Here is a 17,221-nt window from a genome sequence, read left to right as displayed (position 1 = left end):
GGGAGTGAGCGCGATGAGTGATCTGGCGTGGGTGCCGCAGTCCTGCACGCTGCCGACCGAGGAGCGGCCGTTGCGGGTGGCGCAGTGGGATGCGCTGTTCGCTGAGCGGCTGGCCGCGGTGACCCGGCCGCAGCCGCTGACGCTGCGGCTGGAGCTGGCGGACGCGCCGGGCGCGGTCGATCAGGTCCGGAACCTGGCCGGGCGGGAGGGCGGGTGCTGCTCGTTCTTCACCTTCACCGTCGCCCCGGGCGAAGACGGGATCGTTCTGGAGGTCTCGGTGGACGCCGTCCACGAGCCGGTGCTGGACGCTCTGACCGTACGGGCCGGCGCGCAGGTGCCCCGGTGAGCGCGGGTCTGCGCAGCGGGCAGGTCGCCGAGCGGGCCGGGGTGAACCTCCAGACGCTGCGCTACTACGAACGCCGCGGCCTGCTCGCCGAGCCCGAGCGCAGCAGCGGCGGCCACCGCCTCTACGGCGAGGGCGCCGTGACCACGCTGCGGGTGATCAAGGCCGCGCAGCGGCTCGGCTTCACGCTGGAGGAGGTCGCCGAGCTGCTGGAGACCGGTCGCCACCGGCACGGCCGCCCGGTGGTCGGACTGCAGGAGCGCGCGGTGGCCAAGCTCGCCGAGGTCGACGCGAAGATCGCGGACCTGACCACCATCCGCACCGCCCTGGCCGCCGCCGTGGAAGCCGGCTGCGACGACCTGACCGCCTGCGCCGGCAGCAGCTGCTGCCCCATCCCCTTCACCGGCCTCGCCGAGGAGAACCGCCATGACGGCCCCTGCTGCTGACCCGAGCCCGCACAAGACGCCCAAGGCCCTGGCGGGCCTGGCCGCCCTGGCGTGCGTGGCGTGCTGTGCGCTGCCCGTGCTGATCACCGCCGGTGTCCTCGGCGCCGGGACCTGGGCGGTCGTCGGGTGGCTGCCCAGCCTGGCCGTCGTCCTTGGCGTCCTCGCGGCCGGAACCTGGTGGCTCCAGCAGCGCCGGCGGGGCGGATCGTGTTCCTGCGGGCCCACGCCGGCCGGACGCGAGAGGTGCGGCTGCCGCGCCTCCGCCTAGCGACCTGCCTGGTGGATCAGCTGGGCAGGGGGGATGAGCCGGGGGACGGCGCGGACGTAGAGCACCATGCCGATCACCTCGACGAGGGTCTGGGTGACGACCACGACCGCGGCGACCGCGAACTCGTCGGGCAGGGCCAGGGCGAGCGGGAGGACGATCAAGGAGTTGCGGGTCGCGCCGGTGAACACGATGGCCCGGCTGTCGTCGGCCCTCAGCCGGAAGAGGCACGCGACCGCGAGCCCGGCGAACGCCATCACTCGGTCCACCCGCACGCCGTCTATCGGGCGGCCTGGCGAGGAATCGGTGCCATGACTGCCGAGTTCACCTTCATCCTCCAGTCCGTCCGCGGCCAGCTCGCGGTCGCGGATGTCACCGGCGACGCGGACTATGCCACCGCCCCGGTCCTGCGCAAACGCGGCCAGGCCGCCATCGACTCCGGGCATCCGGTGCTGGTGCTGGACCTGTCCGGCGTCGGCGAGGTCGACTCCTCAACCCTGGGCGCCCTGCGGCACCATGCCCGCGCCGCAGGCGGGACACTGGCCCTGGCCGCCGTTCCCGAACGCCTGGCCCGCATGCTGGCCCTGACCGGTGCGGAGACAGTCCTGCCGGTCCACCCCACCGTCGGCGAGGCCGTCACCGCCCTCAGCGCCTCCGTTGCCGGAGGGACCGGTGGCGGCGATGACGGTCCCGAGAGGGTGGGTGACGTCGGTGCCGGACGCTCGGAGTGAACTGGAAGTCCGGCGGGACCGGACTCGCTGTGGCGGTGGCCGGGCCGGTGAGGGACCGGGCGGAGGCGGACGTGCGGTCGGCGGCCGAAGGCGCGGATTTTTGCTGGTTGACAAAAGAAGAGGAATGGCGTGACGGACCGGGACGGTGGCAGTCGGCGTATGCTGACCGGCTTGCTGGAGGCCAGCCACCTGATACCGCTGGAGTCGGTACCGGATACGGTGGCCGCACACGCGGCGGCCGCGGGTTTCGACGGTGTGCTGATCTACCTGGCCGACCTGCAGCGGAGCGTGCTGCGTCTGCTGGACGCAGCCGGCCCGGACGCCGAACAAAAGGGAGGGGCCGACGGCGCGGCAGAGCTGAAGATCGAAGGCACCGTGCCCGGACGGGCCTACCAGTACGGCCAGATCCTGCCCGCCTCCCAAGAACGCCACGACGGGCATCTGCGGTGGCTTGTGGTGGGTCGAGGTGAGTTGACGGGTGCCGCCTGGGAGCGGATAGCGCCGCTGCTGTCAGGAGCGGACGGCCAGGGGCGGTCGTGGCGGGATCACCGGCAGGTGATCAACGGAGTGCTGTGGCGGCTGCGGACCGGGGCGCCGTGGCGGGACCTGCCCCAGCGCTACGGTCCCTGGCAGACCGTCTACGAGCGGTTCGCCCGCTGGGAGGCCGACGGCACCTGGGCCCGCCTGCTGGAGCACGTGCAGGTCCGCGACGACGCGGTGGGCCAGGTGGCGTGGACGGTGTCGGTGGACTCCACCATCAACCGCGCCCACCAGCACGCCGCCGGCGCCCGCAAAAGGGGGCGACGCGCGGGGACGAACCGGAAGATCCGGCATCTGCGGCGCACCGCCAGGCGCTGGGGCGCTCCCGGGGCGGGCTGAGCACCAAGGTGCACCTGGCCGTCGACGGCCGCGGCCTGCCGCTGGCCATCGTGCTCACCCCCGGCCATGCCGGTGATGCCCCGGCCTTCACCGAGGTCCTGGAGACCATCCGCGTCCCCCGGACCGGGCGGGGACGGCCGCGCACCCGGCCCGAGCACATCGTGACGGACAAGGCCTACTCCTCCCGCGCGATCCGGAGCTGGTGCCGACGGCGCGGCATCGGCGTCACCCTCCCCGAACGCGCCGATCAGGTAGCCGGCCGGCAGCGCCGGGGCTCGGCCGACGGCCGGCCACCGGCCTTCGACCGCGAGGTCTACCAGGGCCGCAATGTGGTCGAGCGGTGCTTCAACCGGCTCAAGCAGTTCCGCGCCATCGCCACCCGCTTCGACAAGCTCGCCGCCCGCTACCGAGCCGGGCTCCACCTCGCCACGCTGATCCTGTGGCTCCGCGAACCACCGAATTAATCTTTACCAGACACGACCCAGTGCTGCTGAAATTCCGCAGCCTTCTCCCGGTGTATGCGCCCCTGAACCCGAACGGTCTGAACGTCAACGGCAGTTCGTCTGCGGCCTGCATTTCTTTCAGCGAATTGAATTCCACGGAATGCTCCTGTTCCTGAGTAACAGACCAGGATGCCATCGCTCTCTGCGGCTTCCGCCTGTCCGGCACGTGTCCGCCCCTCCGTGAGGCAGTTCGCCTGGGGCAGACAGGAAAGAACCGCGAAAGACTGGCCAACGGGGTAGGGGCATGCCAACCTAGACGACCTTCCCGGAAAACCCAGGTCAGAGAGGTGATCGCTTGTGACTGTGGCTCCCGTGAACCTCGCATTCTCTACCACCGTCGGGGCTCTGCGGCTGTGTGAGTGGCGGCTCGGCCCAGGCCAGCCGACTCTCGTGCTCGATCAGTTCAGCGAGCAGGACTTCAACCTGGTCGTGGACGACCGAGCCGACGTGCACGTCAATTCCAAGGACGGTCGCTTCTATCTCGGCTGGTTTCCGCTCGGCCGCCCCGGCGCCAGTGGGGAGGGCTGGAAGATCGCCGTCACCGGAACGGCCAAGGAGCCCGGATACCACATCTCCTTCGACACCGAGACGCCGGCCGATATCGTCGCCGCCGCCGTAGCGCGCGTGCTGGAGACCTCCCGGCGCGTGTGACATCAAAAGCTCGAATCGGAGGGCCACCGGAGACTGCTTTCCTCCCCGGTTCATCGACGACGCTACAGCCCGCCATCTCCAATCACTTTCCCCGCGTAAGGAGGCTGTCCGTGGCGTACACGGAGATGACCGTCGGCGATCTCATCGACTGCTTGTCCGCCTGCGACCGTAACGCTCCGGTGCGGCAGGCGATGAATCCGTTCTTCCCGATGGCGCACCGCCTCGAACAGGTCGTCCAGGCCACGGACGAGACCGGGCGGCCTGTCGTCTACCTCGCTGAGGGCCGGGACGCGGGCACGCAGCTCGGTCATCTGCCGCCCGAGGTCGCCGTAAAGCTGGCCTGGCAGGCTCCCGTCCAGGCGCCCCCGCCCCGCCCCCGCCGCACCGCCGGCGGCCAGTAGACCCGCACCCAGCCGTTGGAGACGCCCCTGAACCCCGACTTCCCGCTCGACCCACCCACCCCGAACGGCCCCCGGCCCGCGTACTGGGTCGGCCCTCGCCACCTGGCCGGTGACGACGGACTCCTCTACGAGGTTGTCGCCGAAACGCTCGCCGGCCTCGGCTGGACGAGCCTGACGATCGTCCGCGGACGGCAGCAGCCGGACGAGGCACCGGAGGACCGCCAAGTCCTGCGCAGTACCGTCCTGCACATCAGCCCCGACACCCTCCGATGGGCCCAGTGGGTTCTGCCCGACGAGCCGTTCCGCCTGGGGAATCTGCCGATCGCCTGGCACGTCTCCGCCCGTGCAGACACCAGCAGCCCGCTCGCCCAGTGGTCGGCCTACTTCACCCCCGACATCCCCGGAGAGATCCTGGTGGACTTCCTCGTCGCGCTCAATGCCCGCGAGCAGCCCGCCGCGCCGCTCACCGGGCCCGAGCCGGTTCTCGATGCCGTCACCGCGCACGGTTGGCTGCGTGACATCGACCAGCCCGACGCGGGAGCGATGGACCCGACCTTCACCTCCCACCTCAGCCTCGGCGAGGTACCGCCCCTCATCCAGGACGCCGACCCGCGCACCCTGGTGGCCGAGGCCGATGAGACGGGACTTGCTGGGTGGCAGGCATGGGCCGAGCCAGTGCTGGGCGCGCAGTGCTTGTGGGCCGCGTCCTTCTCGGCCAGTGCGCCGCACGACCTCGTCGCGGTGTTTGCCGCCTCGCTCAGCTCTACCGCACCGGTTCTGCGGCGGGTGCTGCCCGAGAGCACGCGGGACCGGCTCCTGCGCACCCCGGCCAGCTGATGGCCAACGCCTTCCTCGACCCGATGCACGAAGCCCGGCCTCTTCGATCGAAGAGGCTGGGCTTCATGCTGCTCCGGCTTCTCGGAGCTCGCAGAACCCGCGCCTGCTGACAGAGCGCGGCGGCGCCCCGACCCGTCGCTTCTGATGGGTCGGGGAGCCGCTGGAAGGTGCGTCAGCGGGCCGCCGTCGCCTTGGTGAGGGCCTTGCCGAGGTGCCGGTCGACGAGGGCCGGCGAGCCGGAGACGATCAGCAGCACGTTTCCGTCGCGGATCGCGGTCTGCTTCACCACGGTGCCCTGGCCGCCGGCGGAGAAGGTCAGCAGCTGACTCCACCGCTCGTCGCCGAGCTGAGGTGCGGTCACCTGCTGTGTAGTGATGTCGATCGCGGTGCTGCCGACGAGGACCTGGTACTCCGGGCAGCCGGTCATGGCGTCGAAGATGCGGCTGGTGCCGTCGGAGAGCTTGGCGACGGTGTCGCTGTACAGCTCCTCGGAGATCTCCGAGTTGCTGCTGCCGGTGTAGGTGAAGGCCACCTTCGCCTGGCGGGGGAAGTCGAGGGATCCGCCCGTGACCGCGCCGCCGCCCAGGTCGTTCAGCGCGGGGCAGCCGAGGACGGTGACGTCGTCGTGCTGGGAGGGGCGCTCGGGCTTGCGGGTGTAGCCGGTGCCGAGGTCGCTCTCGTCGAGCAGGCGGGCCTCCAGCGCGGCCGACGACAGCGGAGTGCCGTTCTGGCCGACGTTGGCCGGCTGCGTGGCAGGGGCGGGGGATGAGGTGGCGGGCTTCGCCTCGTTGGAGTCGGTGGAGCAGGCGGGCAGGGCGAGGACGGCGATGGCGGTGAGGCCGAGAGCGGTGGTGGTGACGCGAACGCGCATGGCGGAGCTGACCCCTTTGCTGCTGGACAACGGTTGGGCAGTGCGGGCCCGTAGGCCCGGTGGGGTCGTAGGGATGGCGGTCAGTGGCCGAGGTGCCGCAGGCAGTCCTCGAACGTGGTGTGGTGCGCGTCCGCCGGGCCGGCGTGCCGGTTGTACCAGGCGGTGTCGAGCCGCGCCTCGTGCTGCTGGTGCCCGGTGCGGCAGCGCAGCCAGATCTGGTCGCGGGTGGAGAGGATGAGCCAGTCGCGGTACGCGCCGCAGCCGGCGCAGGCGACGACCTCGCCGTCCAGGACGATCGGCCACGGCCAAGGCATCATCCGGCCATCGAGCTGGTCATGGCTGGGGACACGCAGCTCTGGTGGAAGGAGGTCGTCCACCATCGGTGCCGGCTCGGCGGGCTGCTGCGCGGCCCGCATCCGTTCGACCTCCGGCGGCGTCTGGCCGGCCACCCGCATGTACGCCTCATGGCTGTGGCGCTCCAGCTCGCTGGGCTCCGCTGCCCGCCGACGGCGTATCCGGTGAAACACCCTGGCGTCCTCCCTCGTCTCGTCCTGCACGCGTCATGATCGTGTCGCGAGTCCTCGCCCTGCTTCAATTCACAAAGTCCACAGTCACGACCGTCCGCGCCGGGGCCCGGGTCGGCCCGGTGTCCGTCGCTGCCCGGCACGGTGCGCCGAGCGCTCCGGTCTCTGACCGTCGGGCACCATGCCGGTTGTGTCCGCGGGCAAGCCTGCGGCCCGGCGCAGCCGCCACACCAGGACGTCACTCACGGATTCCGCCGTGCCGAGTTCCCGCCGCCCAGCGGCCTCGGCGAGCAGTGTGGTCGGGTTGTGGCCAGCGGCTTCGGCGTCGGTGAGGGTGGCGGCGAGCGCATACCAGCCGGGCTCGGCGAGAACCTGCTCGGCCAGTTCCGGCAACACCTCACGCAGCACTGCCGCCCGCTGCTGGAGCAGGGAGAGTCCTAGGCGTCTGCCGCGCTGGTGGAGAGCACCGAGGGGCTGGGTGGCGGCGGCCTGGTAGGCGGCGCGCAGGTGCTCGGCAGCCTGACGCGCGGCGGCAGCCTGCTGGGCGTGACCCTTCCTGGCGTGCCAGTGGGCGGCGGCAGCGATGAGGAAGAACAGCATGTCGATCGCCATCGCGGTCGTCGCGCCGTCTTCGCCGCGGCCGAGGGCCGGGCCGCTGCGGACGAGGTCGCGGGCGGCCTGCCGCAGCGCCCGGTCGTGCCCGCGTTCGGCACGGACATGGGACCGAGAGGCACGCTCGAACTCCCATGCTGCTTCCCGTAGTCCGCGGCGGGTGTGGGCGGCAGAGGTCTTCGCCAGTGCGTCCAGGACCTCGCCTGTGGCGGCGATGTACGCGGCGGCGACCGCGTCCTCGGCGTGCTCGATGGCCAGTACCGCCGTCCACGCGGCCGACGCGGCCTGCCGGCGGGCGGCGGCCGGGTCGCCCGGTGCCGGACGCGAGGTTGGCTCCGCTGCGGCGAGGCCCTGACCGGGGGCGTCGGCGGACCAGCGCTCCCGGACCCGGGGCAGGGACAGGTCCGGAGCGAGGCGAGCGCCGGGGTAGAACACCGGTTCGTTGTCCTTGTTGCGGTCGTCGGGCAGGGCGACTTTGTAGCCGAGCAGGTCACCGGAGGGCGCGGCGCGCTTACGGATCAGCAGGCCGGCGGCGGCCAGCCGGTCGAAGAACTCCTCCTCGCTCGTCGCGCCGGCCACCGCGCGCCGGACGGTCTCGCGCAGTTCCTCTCGCGCGGTTCTTTCCCGGCCCTGGCGCTCGGCCTTGTGGCGCTCGGCGCTGGTCGGGCGCTGGGCAGCGGTCCCATCACCGGGCGCGACCTGGTGCAGGCCGAGCTCCTTCTCGATCAGACGGCATTCGGCCTGGGCACGCTTGCCGGAGCGGAAGTCGTCGGGGCGGCTGCCATCCTCACAGACCAGGGTGGCGACGATGTGGATGTGATCATCGGCGTGGAGGACGGCGGCCCAGCGACAGCCGGGCTGGCCGCCACCGGGGTCGATACCGGTAGCGGCCACAACGCGTCGGGCGATGTCGCCCCACTCCTCGTCGGTGAGAACCCGGTCGTCGGCGGTCGCGCGCACGGAGGTGTGCCAGACGTGCTTGGTCGGTCGCGCATGCTTCGGCAGTGCCTGGACGGGCTGATCGAGGAGCTGCTGAAGATCTTTGAGGGTGGCCTTCGGATCGCGGCCGGGGTCGGGGCACATGCCGTCGAAGGACGCCACGAGGTGGGGGTCGATGTGCTCCTCGTGCTTGCCCGGCCCGTAGAGGTAGGCGAGCAGACCGATCGTCCGGGAGCCGGACTTGTTGACGCTGGGGATCATGAGGCACGCTGCTCGATCAACCGCGAGGAGGCTTCATGGACGCTCTCGGCGGCGCGCCGGACGGCGGCGACTGCTGCTTCGAGCTGTGGGGCCTCGGCACCTGAGTTGAGGGCCTTTACCGCCTGGTTGAGGTTGCTGCCGGCCCAGCCGAGCCTACGGCGGGTGTCGAACAAGGCTGTAATCACTTCGCGTTCATCGGCGATCTCCGCGCTCGTGCGGTCAAGGTCGCGGGCGGCGGCGAGGGCGGAACGGGCGAGGAACCCGGCGACGGACAGGTTGCACCGGGCGGCGGCGGACTTGATCAGGGCGAACTCTTCGTCGTTGAGGCGGGTCGCAGGCTGGTGCAGGCGCTTCTTCTCGCGAGGCTGACGCGGACGCTGGCGGGCGCGGGCAGTGCGCTTACGGCGGCTGCGACGCTCGGTCGGCTTCTCCTCCTGCTCCGGCTTCGATCCGCCCCCGGTCGAAGCCTCCAGGACCTGCGCCCCCCGGTGCAGGTCTTCGCCCGCCCCTCCGGGGGCGGGCTCGGCGGAAGCTATGCTTCCGCCCCAACTTGCTCGCTCCGGGACCGAGTTGAGGTCAGGAGCAGGTTCCGGGGCGGCGCCGTTCTCGTTGGAATTGGTCATCGGGTGCGGGGCCTCGTGGAGCGGACGCAGTGCTGGATGGCGGCGGCCAGCTTGACGACATCGGCCGGCCCCGCGAGGACGTGGACGGGACTGTCGGGGGCGTGCTGGACGAGCCACTGGCCGCTCGGGGCGAGGACTGCGGCGTGCAGGAACCGCTGGCGGAACAAGACCTCCGCCCACGCGATGGCCTCGATGGTCGTGGGCGTGGAGGAACAGGCGGGACGGGGAATCATGGGTTGCCTCCTGGAGCGGGGCGGTGGCCCGGCCGTGAGCCGGGCCACCTGTAGCGATTAGGGGATTTGAGCTGCCGTTTTGCCGGTCAGCCGCACTCGGGGCAGCGCCCGACGTGGCCGGTCAGCGCTCTCGCCATTCGCGCCTTCGTCGATGCTGCGTGCTTTGCGCTGGACTTCGCCGACGGCTTGCCGGCATGCCGCTCGGAGTGGGCGTTCAGGAACGTGATCTCGCGCTCGTACTCCTCGCGGATGACCGTGAAGCGGCGGCAGGTCTTCATCGGGCGGTACTCCTTGTTCTCGTGGTGTTTGCCTCGCTCCGCAGCTGTGCGAGGACGAGGCTCAGCCGGTCGTTCCGGCCGCCCTTGAGGCCCTCCCGTCTGAGGATCTCCCGCAGTTGGACGCGAGTGATGGCGGCGTTGCCGTCCCGGGCGAGCAGGGCGGGGACGTGGGGGCGGACCTGCTTGACGAGGTCCTCCACGGATTGCTCCGGCTCGCGCGGCGGACGCGGTGTCTGAGGGGTGCGGGACCGGCCACCGGACTTGCTGCTCTTGAACCTCGTGGTCGGCTTCCGCCGGAGGGGGACCTTGCGTCCCCGGTCCCCGGTGGGGGTGGTCCCCGTGTCGGTGTCGCTCGGTCCCCGGTCCCCGGTGGGGGTGGTCCCCGTGTCGGTGTCGCTCGGTCCCCGGTCCCCGGTGGGGGTGGTCCCCGTGTCGGTGTCGCTCGGTCCCCGGTCCCCGGTGGGGTCGGTCCCCGACTCGGCGCCCCTCGGTCCCCGATGCGACTCAGGGCTCTGAGCAGGGGCTCCAGCCGTAAGCTGCCCGTTGGCCATGTAGCTGTCGGTCCCCGTGATTCGGTCCCCGACCCCCGCATCCCGGTCCCTGGTCCCCGGTTCGGTTCCCGTGTCTCGGTCCCCGGTTCTGGGGACCTTGTACGGTCCCCGGTCCTCAGTGGCTTCGGACGTGACGCGGGGACCGTCGGTGGCGGTCGTGGTGCTTCGGCCGGTCGGTGCGGGGACCGTGGCGGTCCCGTCGTGGTCGTGATGTGGGGACCAGGGGGAGGGCAGGGGGACCGTGGCGAGCGCGAGTGCGTGTCGGCGGGCGGCGAGCTGGTCGAGCAGTTCGGCGCGCTGTGCGGGGTCTGTGCCGACCGAGGCTTTCCCGATCGCCTTCGACAGCCGGCGTGTGAGGCGCCGACCGCGCCAGTTCCGTTGCTGCTTCGGGGTGCGCTCCGCGAGGCGGGCGGCGAGGGCGACGGCGCGGGCGGTGGCGCGGTCACGGGTGATCTGCGCGGCGTCGCGGTCCCGCGCGGCGATGCCCAGTCGGGACAGCAGCCGCTCGCGTGCCTCCCGCCCGAGGGTGGCGATCAGGCCGTGGGAAGCGGCTCCGGGAGTACGCAGGCGCAGCTCGATGCCCATGGCGAGGTGCCAGAGCATCGCCGCCATGATCGGCCCGACGAAGGCGCGGACCGTGCCGCCGACCGGACCGCTCTCGGCATAGGCGGGGATCACCTGTACGCCGGTGATGACCCAGACCAGAGTTCCCGGCAGCCCCGGAGCTCCCTGGGTCGCCAGGTTCTGCCGGGCCATCAGGGCCGTCGCGAAGAGTGCCAGCTCGGCGGCGCCGAACATCGCGGCGCGCTCGGCGGTGCCGGCCATGTCGAGGTAGTCGGCGGCGAAGCGCCAGCTGGTGTCGGCACTGTAGGCGGTGCAGCCGAGCGCGGCGACGGCTGCGACCTTGACCGCCGGGCTGCCGGGGCGTTTCCGCAGGAGCTTCCCGCGCCGCCGGATCGCCCAGCCGGTCAGGGCCAGGGCCGCGGCGGCGACGAGGGCACCGGCGGTGAGGAGGAGGGGCAGGTCCGGGGCGGCACCGAAAGACAGGAGGTGGGTCATGCGGCCTTTCCGAGAGGGGCGGTCGCGGAGGTCGACTTCGCCGGGCGGGGCGCCGGTGGCTTTGTGTCGGGGCTGCTTGCCGAGGTCGCCTGCTTCTTCTTTTTGTTCTTGTTCTTGCGCCTCGGCACGCCGAAGTTCCGGTCGCGGTCGAAGACCTTGTTGGCCGCCTGCCGCAGCAGGTCGCGCGCGTGCTTGTGGCTGATCTGGAGGGCGCAGGCGAGCCGGTCGGCGCGCCAGCCCCGTACGTAGGCGTGGTCGATGACGACCTGGCGCTCGGCCTCGGTCAGGTGCACGTCGCGGCCATTGAAGAACGCGACCACGCGGTCGTAGTCGAGGCGCTGGGGCAGGCCGTCGTGCCAGGGGCGCCGTTCGGCCTCGGTCAGCCCGCCCCAGATGCCCTCCCGCAGGACGTTCTCCAGCGCGAAGTCGAGGCAGTCGCGGCGGACCGGGCACAGGCCACACAGCTCCTTCGCCTCGGCGATGGCCTCGTAGTCGCGGGGGAGCGGGAAGAAGACGGCGTCGGCGTCCTCGGGGTCCATGCCGTGGCACACGCCGTACGTGTGCCAGCTGGTGTCGCCGATGGCTCGCAGGCCGGTGGCCGGCGCGTCGTGGGTGGTGATGTGACGCAAGGTGCTCTCCGGTGTGCTGCCGCACCGGCCGGTCACGGTCGGCGGCCGGCGGGTGCGGGTTCTGGTGCGGGCCGCGGCGCGGAGCGGGTGCCGCGGCCCGGCGGGACGGGGACGAGGCGAGCCGGTCAGGCGATCGCGGTTCGCGGGGTCTGCCGGGCCGCCGCGAGGTCGAAGCGGCCGGGGTGCGGGGTGGCGCGGGGTGCGCTGCCGCGCGCACTGCCGTCGGGGCCGACCCGTCGGCGACGGCACGGCTCTCCCACTCGTGCGTGGCACCACTCGCAGCGCACCGACAGGGCGTCGGGCCGCCCCTGGGCGATGGCCGCCTCGCGAGCCGCCCGGGTGGGCCGGTAGGGCGCGAGGGCGGCCCGGGCCTCCGCAGGGATGCAGGAGCCGATCTGCCGCAGCCTCTCCTCCAGGTCGGGACTGACCCGGCCGCCGGTGATCTGCCGGTGGTGTGCGGGCTCGGCGTTCCCCGAGGCCACGGCGCGCCGGGTGCTGACCAGCTCGGCGGTCCAGGCTGCCTGGTCGTCCGGGTCGGCCGCCGGGGGCGGGTCGGTGTGCCGCTGCAGGCGGTCGCGCCGGTAGGCCTCCCACGGGCGGGCGACGTCCGCGGGCAGGATCTGATACGGCGAGACCCGGATGTGCTCCCGGGCGGCGACACGGGCGTCCCAGCCGTGCGGTGTGGCCATGGGCACGTCCGCGAGCAGCTCGTGCCACTGGGCGAGCTGGTCGCGGGCCTCGCCCTGGTCGGTGCGGATGGTGCGGGGGTCGAGTCGGCCGATGTAGGCCAGCAGGGCGGCGGTCTCGCGGCGGTCCACGGCTACTCCTCCGTTCCGGTCGGCTCGTCGAGGGCGGCGAGGAGCGCCGCGGTGTGGGCCTCGGCGCGGGTCATCCCGCCGGCGGGGGCGGGTCCGCCCTTGCCGGGCAGGGCGTAGAGGTGAGGGCGGGCCGGAGGGTGTTCCCGGGCGATCCAGGAGCGCCAGTCCGCTGCCCAGGCGTCGGCGGGGCGGGGCCCGCGGTCGGCCCGGTGGGCGCGCCACTTCGCGTCGGCGGCGGCCAGGCCGTCCTCGCCGAGGCGGTCGAGGTGGCCCTGTCGGCGGGCCCAGGCTTGGGTGGCGGGGTCGATCCGCCAGTCGTGGGCCGAGGTGACGGCGGCACCACCACTGCTGCCTTTACGGTTCACCTTCGGTTCTCTACGGTTCTGGGGGTCGGATTCCGTACCCCGCCGGGGCCGGATTCCGGCACGGTGAGGGGTCGGATCCCGTCGTGAGGTGCCGGGTTCCGTACCGGTCGGATTCCGCCGGGAGGGCGCGGATTCCCCGCCCTCCCTGGGCCAGATCCCGTACCGCCGGAGCCTGGTCTCGTCCAGCTCGGGCACCGGATCCGAGTCCGTCGGCGGTTCGACGTACGCGTCCGGATCCTCTCGCCGGGCCTCCGCGACCTTGGCCAGCCATGCGGCTGCCCGCGGCAGGCGGTAGACGGTGGCGCGCTGCGGCCCCTGCAGGTGGTCCAGCACCTGGAGTTCACCACTCCCGGTGAGAGCGGCGAGCGCGTCGCGTACCGCCGTCCGGCTCGCGTTCGTGCGCTCGACCAGGCTTGTGTGGGAGGCCCAGGCGGCGCACTGCTCGTCCGGTACGCGGTCGGCGATCGACAGCAGGACCAGACGCGCGGTGCCCTTGCTGGAGCTGCGCTCCCACACCCACTCTCGGGCGCTGACGCTCATCGGCTGCTCCCGTCCGCCGGGTGGGAGGCGCGCACCGGCGCGGTGGCTGGAGCACTGTGATGCCGTCGGCGGGCGGGATCAGAGAGGCGGGCGGCTGCCGCGCAGGCCGGACCGTCGGGCCTTTTGCGCAGGACGGAGCGCATGCGAGAATCTCCCTTGGTGTTGCCACGCTGAGACGCCCCCTGGAAGGGATCAGCGTGGTGATGGTGGCGATCTCCGCCCTTGCCGGGGCGGGTTGTGCCGTTCAAGCGTCCGGCGTCCGGGAGTTGCCGCTCTCGGGCGCCGTCGCTGTACGCGGGCCTACGGGGCCCGGGGTGTGCGCATGCCGCTGTTCCTCACGCTCGTCGTGGCGGGCGGGCTGCCCGAGGGACGACGAACATACGCACGGCCCCGCGCCAAGATCCAGACTTGGTTCAACAGCCTTCTACAACTCGTAAGACCGAGCGTGCTGGTCCTGTGGGCCGAGTCGCGCCGCAGTGGGACCGGTCAACAGCACGAGCAGACGCTAGGCCCGCACCCATGCGCGGTGGAGACGGGGGAAGCAGGCGCACAGCCTCGTCCGGCAATGGCGTCCAGCAGCGTGGCACTTCGTCTCCCCTCATGTCTTCCGTCCGGGCACGACAGGGCGGCCCTCTACGCTTGCACTGTTTACACCTGTGGACAGCGCAGGGTGATCGTAAGCTGAGAGCGCTGCACTCTGTCAACTGAAGAGAACGGAACGAGAGGGGTGTTTCGTGTATCGTCCACACCTGTAGACGTTGCGAGTAAAGGCGGACCGTCGGTTCCAGGCGAAGGGAGGTCAGCCGGTGGGTGGCGAAGTGAGCGAGGAAGGGCGCGCCCTGGCGGAGAAGGTCGACCGCCTCTTCAGGGTGGTTCATCCCGAGGGGCGGGGTCCGTACTCCTTGCGCGAGGTGGCGCGGGGTATCGCCGACATGGGCGGCCCGACCATGTCGCCCAGCTTCCTCCATCAGTTGCGGAACGGGCAGCGGGACAACCCGGGTATCAAGTACCTCAAGGCGATTGCCGACTTCTTCGGCGTCCCTCCCTCCTACTTCTTCGATGGCGAGGAGGGGCGGCGTGTCGATGCGGAGCTGTCCCTGCTGGAGTCGATGCGCGACAACCAGGTGCGCTCCGTGGCGCTGCGGGCCTCAGGGCTCTCCTCGGAGACACTGCGGACGGTCCAGGCGTTCATTGAGCGCGCGCGGGAGCTCGAAGGGTTGAACGAGAACGGTCAATCCCGCGAGGAAGTGTGACCCTTGCCACGCTGGCGTAGTTCCCCGCCCTTCGCCAATCGGGACACTTCACGCCCGGCCGGTTCCGCTCGGGGGGCCTTGCGAAGCGCTCCGTGCTTTCTGCCGTAACCGAGAGTGCTGATCATGAAAACCCTGACTGCTTTGTGAATTGATCAAGGAATCGGGTCGCCTATCGTTACCTGTGTGGTGCATGAAACGATGCATCGTGTAGAAAACAGGTCATGAAGGTCCGGGAGAGAACCATTGCGTCTGCGGCGACGACTCCAGAGACCCTTCCGCCGACGCCGGCGTCAGGAGAACCCCGACCCTCTGGACGGGATCAAGATTCCCTCCCCCTTCGACATCCGGAAGTTCTGCGATGCCGTCGCGCAACATCGCGGGCGCCGTCTCCAGGTACAAGCGGCTGAAGGGGTAGCCGGAGCGGATGATGAACTGTGCGGCCTGTGGGTGGCACTCGACAACGCCGACTACATTTTCTACGAGGCGTCGACCTCTCCACTGCATCGCGACCACATCATCCTGCACGAGATCAGCCACATGCTGCTCGGGCACACCACCGCGACCGGTACGGACCCCGGCGCCGACCTGACCGGACTCTTCACCAGCATCGACCCCCGTACCGTCCGCAACGTACTGGGCCGCGCCAACTTCAGCAGCCCACAGGAACGGGAAGCCGAACAACTCGCCACCCGCATTGCCAAAGCGGCCAAACTGCAGTCCATGGCAGAGGACCGCGCCCCCGAACTCGACCGCCTTGACGCGGCGTTGCGCGGTGAGGAAATCTGATGGATTCGTTTGAGGCGGTCGTAGCAGTCCTGCTGTGGATTACCACCGGGTGGCGTGCCACCAAGGTTTGGCGGAAAGGCCAGGACCGAACCCTGTGGTGGACTTTCTTCGGCCTGGCCATGATGATGACATTGCGCCTGCCGGCAGGGCGGGCACTGGACCAGCTGACCGAAGTCACCGATCTCTCCTACCTGTTGAAGCATCTCTTCGGCGGAGTGCTCTCGTCGGCTGCCTTGCTGGCGTTCCTGCGCAGGGTGTCCGGACAACAGGGCGGCAGTCCTGTGGCGAAGCGGATGCGTGTCATTCTCCCCTTTGTCACCGCAGCCGCCATGGCGGTGCTTTTCTTCGCCGAGCTTCAGCCGTACGAGACCAGGGCGATATTCCAGGACCCCACGGCCCGGTTGGCACTCCTCGCCTACACTGCCGTGTTCCTCGGCTTCCTCAGTGCCTCGCTGCTGAGCGGCATGCGGGTCTGCTGGCGCTGGGGACGCGACTCCAGTGACGGTGCCCTCAGCTGGGGGCTTCGCGTCATCGGTGCCGGGTTGGCCGCCGGAGTGGTCTACGCCCTGACCCGCATCGCGGCGCTCGTCGCCCACATGACCGGGGACGGAATCCTCCCCGGAGACCTCGACGACTACGTGAGCACCTACCTGCTCATGGCCGCCCTCCTCCTCATCGTCGTCGGCAGCAGCCTCCCAGTGCTCGGCAAGCTGCGCACCTGGCGAGCCGAGCGGCGCGCATTGCTGCGCCTTCACCCCCTGTGGTGTGCTCTCACCGAGGCCACCCCCTCCGTGCGCCTCGATCCCCCGCGCGGCCTGGCCACCGAACGACTCGACCCTCGCAACGTGCACGGCCGTCTCTACCGCCGCACCATCGAGATCCGCGACGCCGCCCTCGCCCTCAGCGACTACGCGCCCGCCGACATCCGGGAACGAGCCAGGCAGCACGTCGAGGCCCGAGGGCTCGCCGAATCTCGGGCCACTGTCACCACTGAAGCCTGCTGGCTCGCCGCCGCTCGCCGCTCCAAGCTGCGCGGTGATACCCCCGGCTCGAACACGGAGCACCAGCCGACCAGAGGCGGCGGGGACCTGCGCAGCGAGATCTCAGCACTCACCCAGCTGTCCGACGCCTACCACTCCGACCTCGTCCGAGACATCGCGGACGCCTGCGACCGCCTGCCGGAGAAACAGACATGAGCACCTTCACCGCACCCCCGACCCCCACCTACGCCGAGGCCACTCCCCGAGTGAAGGCGGCCAAGGTGATCACGGACGCTCTGGCGCCGGGCCACCTCGTCATCGCCCTGCTCCTGCTCATCGGCTGGCACAGCACAGGCAGTCTCGTTGGGGTGGGCTGGGGGCTGTTCGCCGCCTTCTTCTGCGGCATCATCCCTCTTGTGATCATCCGGCTCGGCGTACGCCGAGGGAAGCTCACCGACAAGCACATCCGGGTGCGCCGACAGCGCATCGCGCCCTTGGCGGCCACTCTTGGCTCGGTCGTCACCGGCATCGTGCTGCTCGATGTCCTCAACGCGCCCCGCGAGGTCTTCGCCCTGGTCATCGCCATGCTTGTCGGCTTGGCCAGCAGCCTGGCGGTGACGGTGTGGTGGCAGATCTCCGTACACAATGCTGTCGCCGGCGGCACGGTGATGATCCTGCTCCTGGCCTACGGTCAGGTGCTGCTCCCCGCGGTAGCGCTGGTCGTGGCCATCGGCTGGTCCCGCCGCGTACTGAAGGCACACACCGTGGCTCAGCTCGTCTGCGGAACCGCCCTCGGCTCCGTCGCCGCCCTCGTCTTCGCACTTCTCAGGTGATTACCAAAGG

22 protein-coding genes and 1 pseudogene are annotated in these 17,221 nt (G+C 71.0%); 12 read left to right on the top strand and 11 right to left on the bottom strand.

Annotated elements, in window-relative coordinates:
* Positions 1-13 precede the first annotated feature (13 nt).
* The 3 genes from ACLIYP_RS01120 to ACLIYP_RS01110 are packed head-to-tail and all read left to right on the top strand — an operon-like array spanning position 14 to position 1,057.
* Positions 14-346, top strand: a complete 333-nt coding sequence (locus tag ACLIYP_RS01120) for a hypothetical protein (protein WP_412711237.1) — start codon at positions 14-16, stop codon at positions 344-346.
* A complete protein-coding gene (locus ACLIYP_RS01115) occupies positions 343-789 on the top strand; it encodes a MerR family transcriptional regulator (RefSeq protein WP_412711236.1) in 447 nt (148 codons plus the stop codon). Before ACLIYP_RS01120 ends, ACLIYP_RS01115 begins: the two co-directional genes overlap by 4 nt.
* Complete coding sequence (locus tag ACLIYP_RS01110) at positions 770-1,057, top strand: mercury transporter (RefSeq protein WP_412711235.1); 288 nt, start codon at positions 770-772, stop codon at positions 1,055-1,057. Before ACLIYP_RS01115 ends, ACLIYP_RS01110 begins: the two co-directional genes overlap by 20 nt.
* Here ACLIYP_RS01110 and ACLIYP_RS01105 read toward each other — a convergent pair.
* A pseudogene (locus ACLIYP_RS01105) lies at positions 1,054-1,314 on the bottom strand (arsenic resistance protein); the annotation flags it as partial. The gene ACLIYP_RS01110 and the pseudogene ACLIYP_RS01105 sit on opposite strands and share 4 nt — an antisense overlap.
* Positions 1,315-1,365: 51 nt before the next feature.
* Here ACLIYP_RS01105 and ACLIYP_RS01100 point away from each other — a divergent pair.
* From ACLIYP_RS01100 to ACLIYP_RS01080, 5 genes are all read left to right on the top strand, one after another.
* Positions 1,366-1,785, top strand: a complete 420-nt coding sequence (locus tag ACLIYP_RS01100; RefSeq protein ID WP_412711234.1) for an STAS domain-containing protein — start codon at positions 1,366-1,368, stop codon at positions 1,783-1,785.
* A 453-nt stretch (positions 1,786-2,238) separates the two neighbouring features.
* A protein-coding gene (locus ACLIYP_RS01095) for an IS5 family transposase (RefSeq protein ID WP_412711315.1) occupies positions 2,239-3,128 on the top strand; the annotation gives its coding sequence in 2 pieces (ribosomal slippage) (positions 2,239-2,578 and positions 2,578-3,128; 891 coding nt in all).
* A gap of 336 nt (positions 3,129-3,464) precedes the next feature.
* Positions 3,465-3,818 carry an SPDY domain-containing protein gene (locus ACLIYP_RS01090; protein WP_412711233.1) on the top strand — a complete coding sequence of 118 codons (354 nt, stop codon included), beginning with the start codon at positions 3,465-3,467 and terminating at the stop codon, positions 3,816-3,818.
* A 110-nt stretch (positions 3,819-3,928) separates the two neighbouring features.
* The gene (locus tag ACLIYP_RS01085; protein WP_412711232.1) at positions 3,929-4,219 is read left to right on the top strand and encodes a hypothetical protein; all 291 of its coding nucleotides are present in this window, start codon (positions 3,929-3,931) and stop codon (positions 4,217-4,219) included.
* 15 nt (positions 4,220-4,234) lie between these two features.
* Complete coding sequence (locus ACLIYP_RS01080) at positions 4,235-5,056, top strand: SPDY domain-containing protein (RefSeq protein ID WP_412711231.1); 822 nt, start codon at positions 4,235-4,237, stop codon at positions 5,054-5,056.
* A gap of 172 nt (positions 5,057-5,228) precedes the next feature.
* Here the strand turns inward: ACLIYP_RS01080 and ACLIYP_RS01075 are convergent, their stop codons facing one another.
* The 10 genes from ACLIYP_RS01075 to ACLIYP_RS01030 form a co-directional block, all read right to left on the bottom strand.
* On the bottom strand, positions 5,229-5,927 hold the full coding sequence (locus ACLIYP_RS01075; RefSeq protein ID WP_412711230.1) for a hypothetical protein: 699 nt from the start codon (positions 5,925-5,927) through the stop codon (positions 5,229-5,231).
* 80 nt (positions 5,928-6,007) lie between these two features.
* Complete coding sequence (locus ACLIYP_RS01070) at positions 6,008-6,454, bottom strand: hypothetical protein (RefSeq protein ID WP_412711314.1); 447 nt, start codon at positions 6,452-6,454, stop codon at positions 6,008-6,010.
* 84 nt (positions 6,455-6,538) lie between these two features.
* The gene (locus ACLIYP_RS01065; RefSeq protein WP_412711229.1) at positions 6,539-8,263 is read right to left on the bottom strand and encodes a relaxase/mobilization nuclease domain-containing protein; all 1,725 of its coding nucleotides are present in this window, start codon (positions 8,261-8,263) and stop codon (positions 6,539-6,541) included.
* On the bottom strand, positions 8,260-8,886 hold the full coding sequence (locus tag ACLIYP_RS01060) for a hypothetical protein (RefSeq protein ID WP_412711228.1): 627 nt from the start codon (positions 8,884-8,886) through the stop codon (positions 8,260-8,262). Before ACLIYP_RS01060 ends, ACLIYP_RS01065 begins: the two co-directional genes overlap by 4 nt.
* Positions 8,883-9,119 carry a hypothetical protein gene (locus ACLIYP_RS01055; RefSeq protein ID WP_412711227.1) on the bottom strand — a complete coding sequence of 79 codons (237 nt, stop codon included), beginning with the start codon at positions 9,117-9,119 and terminating at the stop codon, positions 8,883-8,885. The genes ACLIYP_RS01060 and ACLIYP_RS01055 overlap by 4 nt, the downstream gene beginning before the upstream one ends.
* Positions 9,120-9,205: 86 nt before the next feature.
* Complete coding sequence (locus ACLIYP_RS01050; RefSeq protein WP_412711226.1) at positions 9,206-9,397, bottom strand: hypothetical protein; 192 nt, start codon at positions 9,395-9,397, stop codon at positions 9,206-9,208.
* A complete protein-coding gene (locus tag ACLIYP_RS01045) occupies positions 9,394-11,007 on the bottom strand; it encodes a hypothetical protein (protein WP_412711225.1) in 1,614 nt (537 codons plus the stop codon). Before ACLIYP_RS01045 ends, ACLIYP_RS01050 begins: the two co-directional genes overlap by 4 nt.
* The gene (locus ACLIYP_RS01040; RefSeq protein ID WP_412711224.1) at positions 11,004-11,636 is read right to left on the bottom strand and encodes a WhiB family transcriptional regulator; all 633 of its coding nucleotides are present in this window, start codon (positions 11,634-11,636) and stop codon (positions 11,004-11,006) included. The genes ACLIYP_RS01045 and ACLIYP_RS01040 overlap by 4 nt, the downstream gene beginning before the upstream one ends.
* A gap of 125 nt (positions 11,637-11,761) precedes the next feature.
* Positions 11,762-12,454 (bottom strand): zinc finger domain-containing protein, encoded by a 693-nt coding sequence (locus ACLIYP_RS01035; protein ID WP_412711223.1) that lies wholly within the window; start codon positions 12,452-12,454, stop codon positions 11,762-11,764.
* Between the two features lie 2 nt (positions 12,455-12,456).
* Positions 12,457-13,359, bottom strand: a complete 903-nt coding sequence (locus ACLIYP_RS01030; RefSeq protein WP_412711222.1) for a helix-turn-helix domain-containing protein — start codon at positions 13,357-13,359, stop codon at positions 12,457-12,459.
* 806 nt (positions 13,360-14,165) lie between these two features.
* On the opposite strand from ACLIYP_RS01030, the gene ACLIYP_RS01025 reads away from it, so the two are divergent.
* The 4 genes from ACLIYP_RS01025 (at position 14,166) to ACLIYP_RS01010 (ending at position 17,211) form a co-directional block, all read left to right on the top strand.
* Positions 14,166-14,612 (top strand): helix-turn-helix domain-containing protein, encoded by a 447-nt coding sequence (locus ACLIYP_RS01025; RefSeq protein WP_380898785.1) that lies wholly within the window; start codon positions 14,166-14,168, stop codon positions 14,610-14,612.
* A gap of 447 nt (positions 14,613-15,059) precedes the next feature.
* The gene (locus ACLIYP_RS01020) at positions 15,060-15,398 is read left to right on the top strand and encodes a hypothetical protein (protein ID WP_380898783.1); all 339 of its coding nucleotides are present in this window, start codon (positions 15,060-15,062) and stop codon (positions 15,396-15,398) included.
* Positions 15,398-16,594: an MAB_1171c family putative transporter gene (locus tag ACLIYP_RS01015; RefSeq protein WP_380898781.1), complete on the top strand. Its 1,197-nt coding sequence runs from the start codon at positions 15,398-15,400 to the stop codon at positions 16,592-16,594. Before ACLIYP_RS01020 ends, ACLIYP_RS01015 begins: the two co-directional genes overlap by 1 nt.
* On the top strand, positions 16,591-17,211 hold the full coding sequence (locus ACLIYP_RS01010; protein ID WP_412711221.1) for a hypothetical protein: 621 nt from the start codon (positions 16,591-16,593) through the stop codon (positions 17,209-17,211). The genes ACLIYP_RS01015 and ACLIYP_RS01010 overlap by 4 nt, the downstream gene beginning before the upstream one ends.
* Positions 17,212-17,221 lie beyond the last annotated feature (10 nt).

Origin of the sequence: Streptomyces nanhaiensis (genome assembly GCF_046614825.1) — a bacterium.
In the GTDB taxonomy this organism is placed as follows: Bacteria; Actinomycetota; Actinomycetes; order Streptomycetales; family Streptomycetaceae; genus Streptomyces; species Streptomyces radiopugnans.
This window is presented reverse-complemented; position numbering and strand designations above follow the sequence as displayed.

Excerpts from the sequence above, each read along its gene's own strand:
- ACLIYP_RS01120 (WP_412711237.1), top strand. The coding sequence starts at position 14 with ATGAGTGATCTGGCGTGGGTGCCGCAGTCCTGCACGCTGCCGACCGAG.
- ACLIYP_RS01110 (WP_412711235.1), top strand. The coding sequence starts at position 770 with ATGACGGCCCCTGCTGCTGACCCGAGCCCGCACAAGACGCCCAAGGCC.
- ACLIYP_RS01100 (WP_412711234.1), top strand. The coding sequence starts at position 1,366 with ATGACTGCCGAGTTCACCTTCATCCTCCAGTCCGTCCGCGGCCAGCTC.
- ACLIYP_RS01075 (WP_412711230.1), bottom strand. The coding sequence starts at position 5,927 with ATGCGCGTTCGCGTCACCACCACCGCTCTCGGCCTCACCGCCATCGCC.
- ACLIYP_RS01065 (WP_412711229.1), bottom strand. The coding sequence starts at position 8,263 with ATGATCCCCAGCGTCAACAAGTCCGGCTCCCGGACGATCGGTCTGCTC.
- ACLIYP_RS01060 (WP_412711228.1), bottom strand. The coding sequence starts at position 8,886 with ATGACCAATTCCAACGAGAACGGCGCCGCCCCGGAACCTGCTCCTGAC.
- ACLIYP_RS01055 (WP_412711227.1), bottom strand. The coding sequence starts at position 9,119 with ATGATTCCCCGTCCCGCCTGTTCCTCCACGCCCACGACCATCGAGGCC.
- ACLIYP_RS01050 (WP_412711226.1), bottom strand. The coding sequence starts at position 9,397 with ATGAAGACCTGCCGCCGCTTCACGGTCATCCGCGAGGAGTACGAGCGC.
- ACLIYP_RS01045 (WP_412711225.1), bottom strand. The coding sequence starts at position 11,007 with ATGACCCACCTCCTGTCTTTCGGTGCCGCCCCGGACCTGCCCCTCCTC.
- ACLIYP_RS01030 (WP_412711222.1), bottom strand. The coding sequence starts at position 13,359 with ATGAGCGTCAGCGCCCGAGAGTGGGTGTGGGAGCGCAGCTCCAGCAAG.
- ACLIYP_RS01015 (WP_380898781.1), top strand. The coding sequence starts at position 15,398 with ATGGATTCGTTTGAGGCGGTCGTAGCAGTCCTGCTGTGGATTACCACC.
- ACLIYP_RS01010 (WP_412711221.1), top strand. The coding sequence starts at position 16,591 with ATGAGCACCTTCACCGCACCCCCGACCCCCACCTACGCCGAGGCCACT.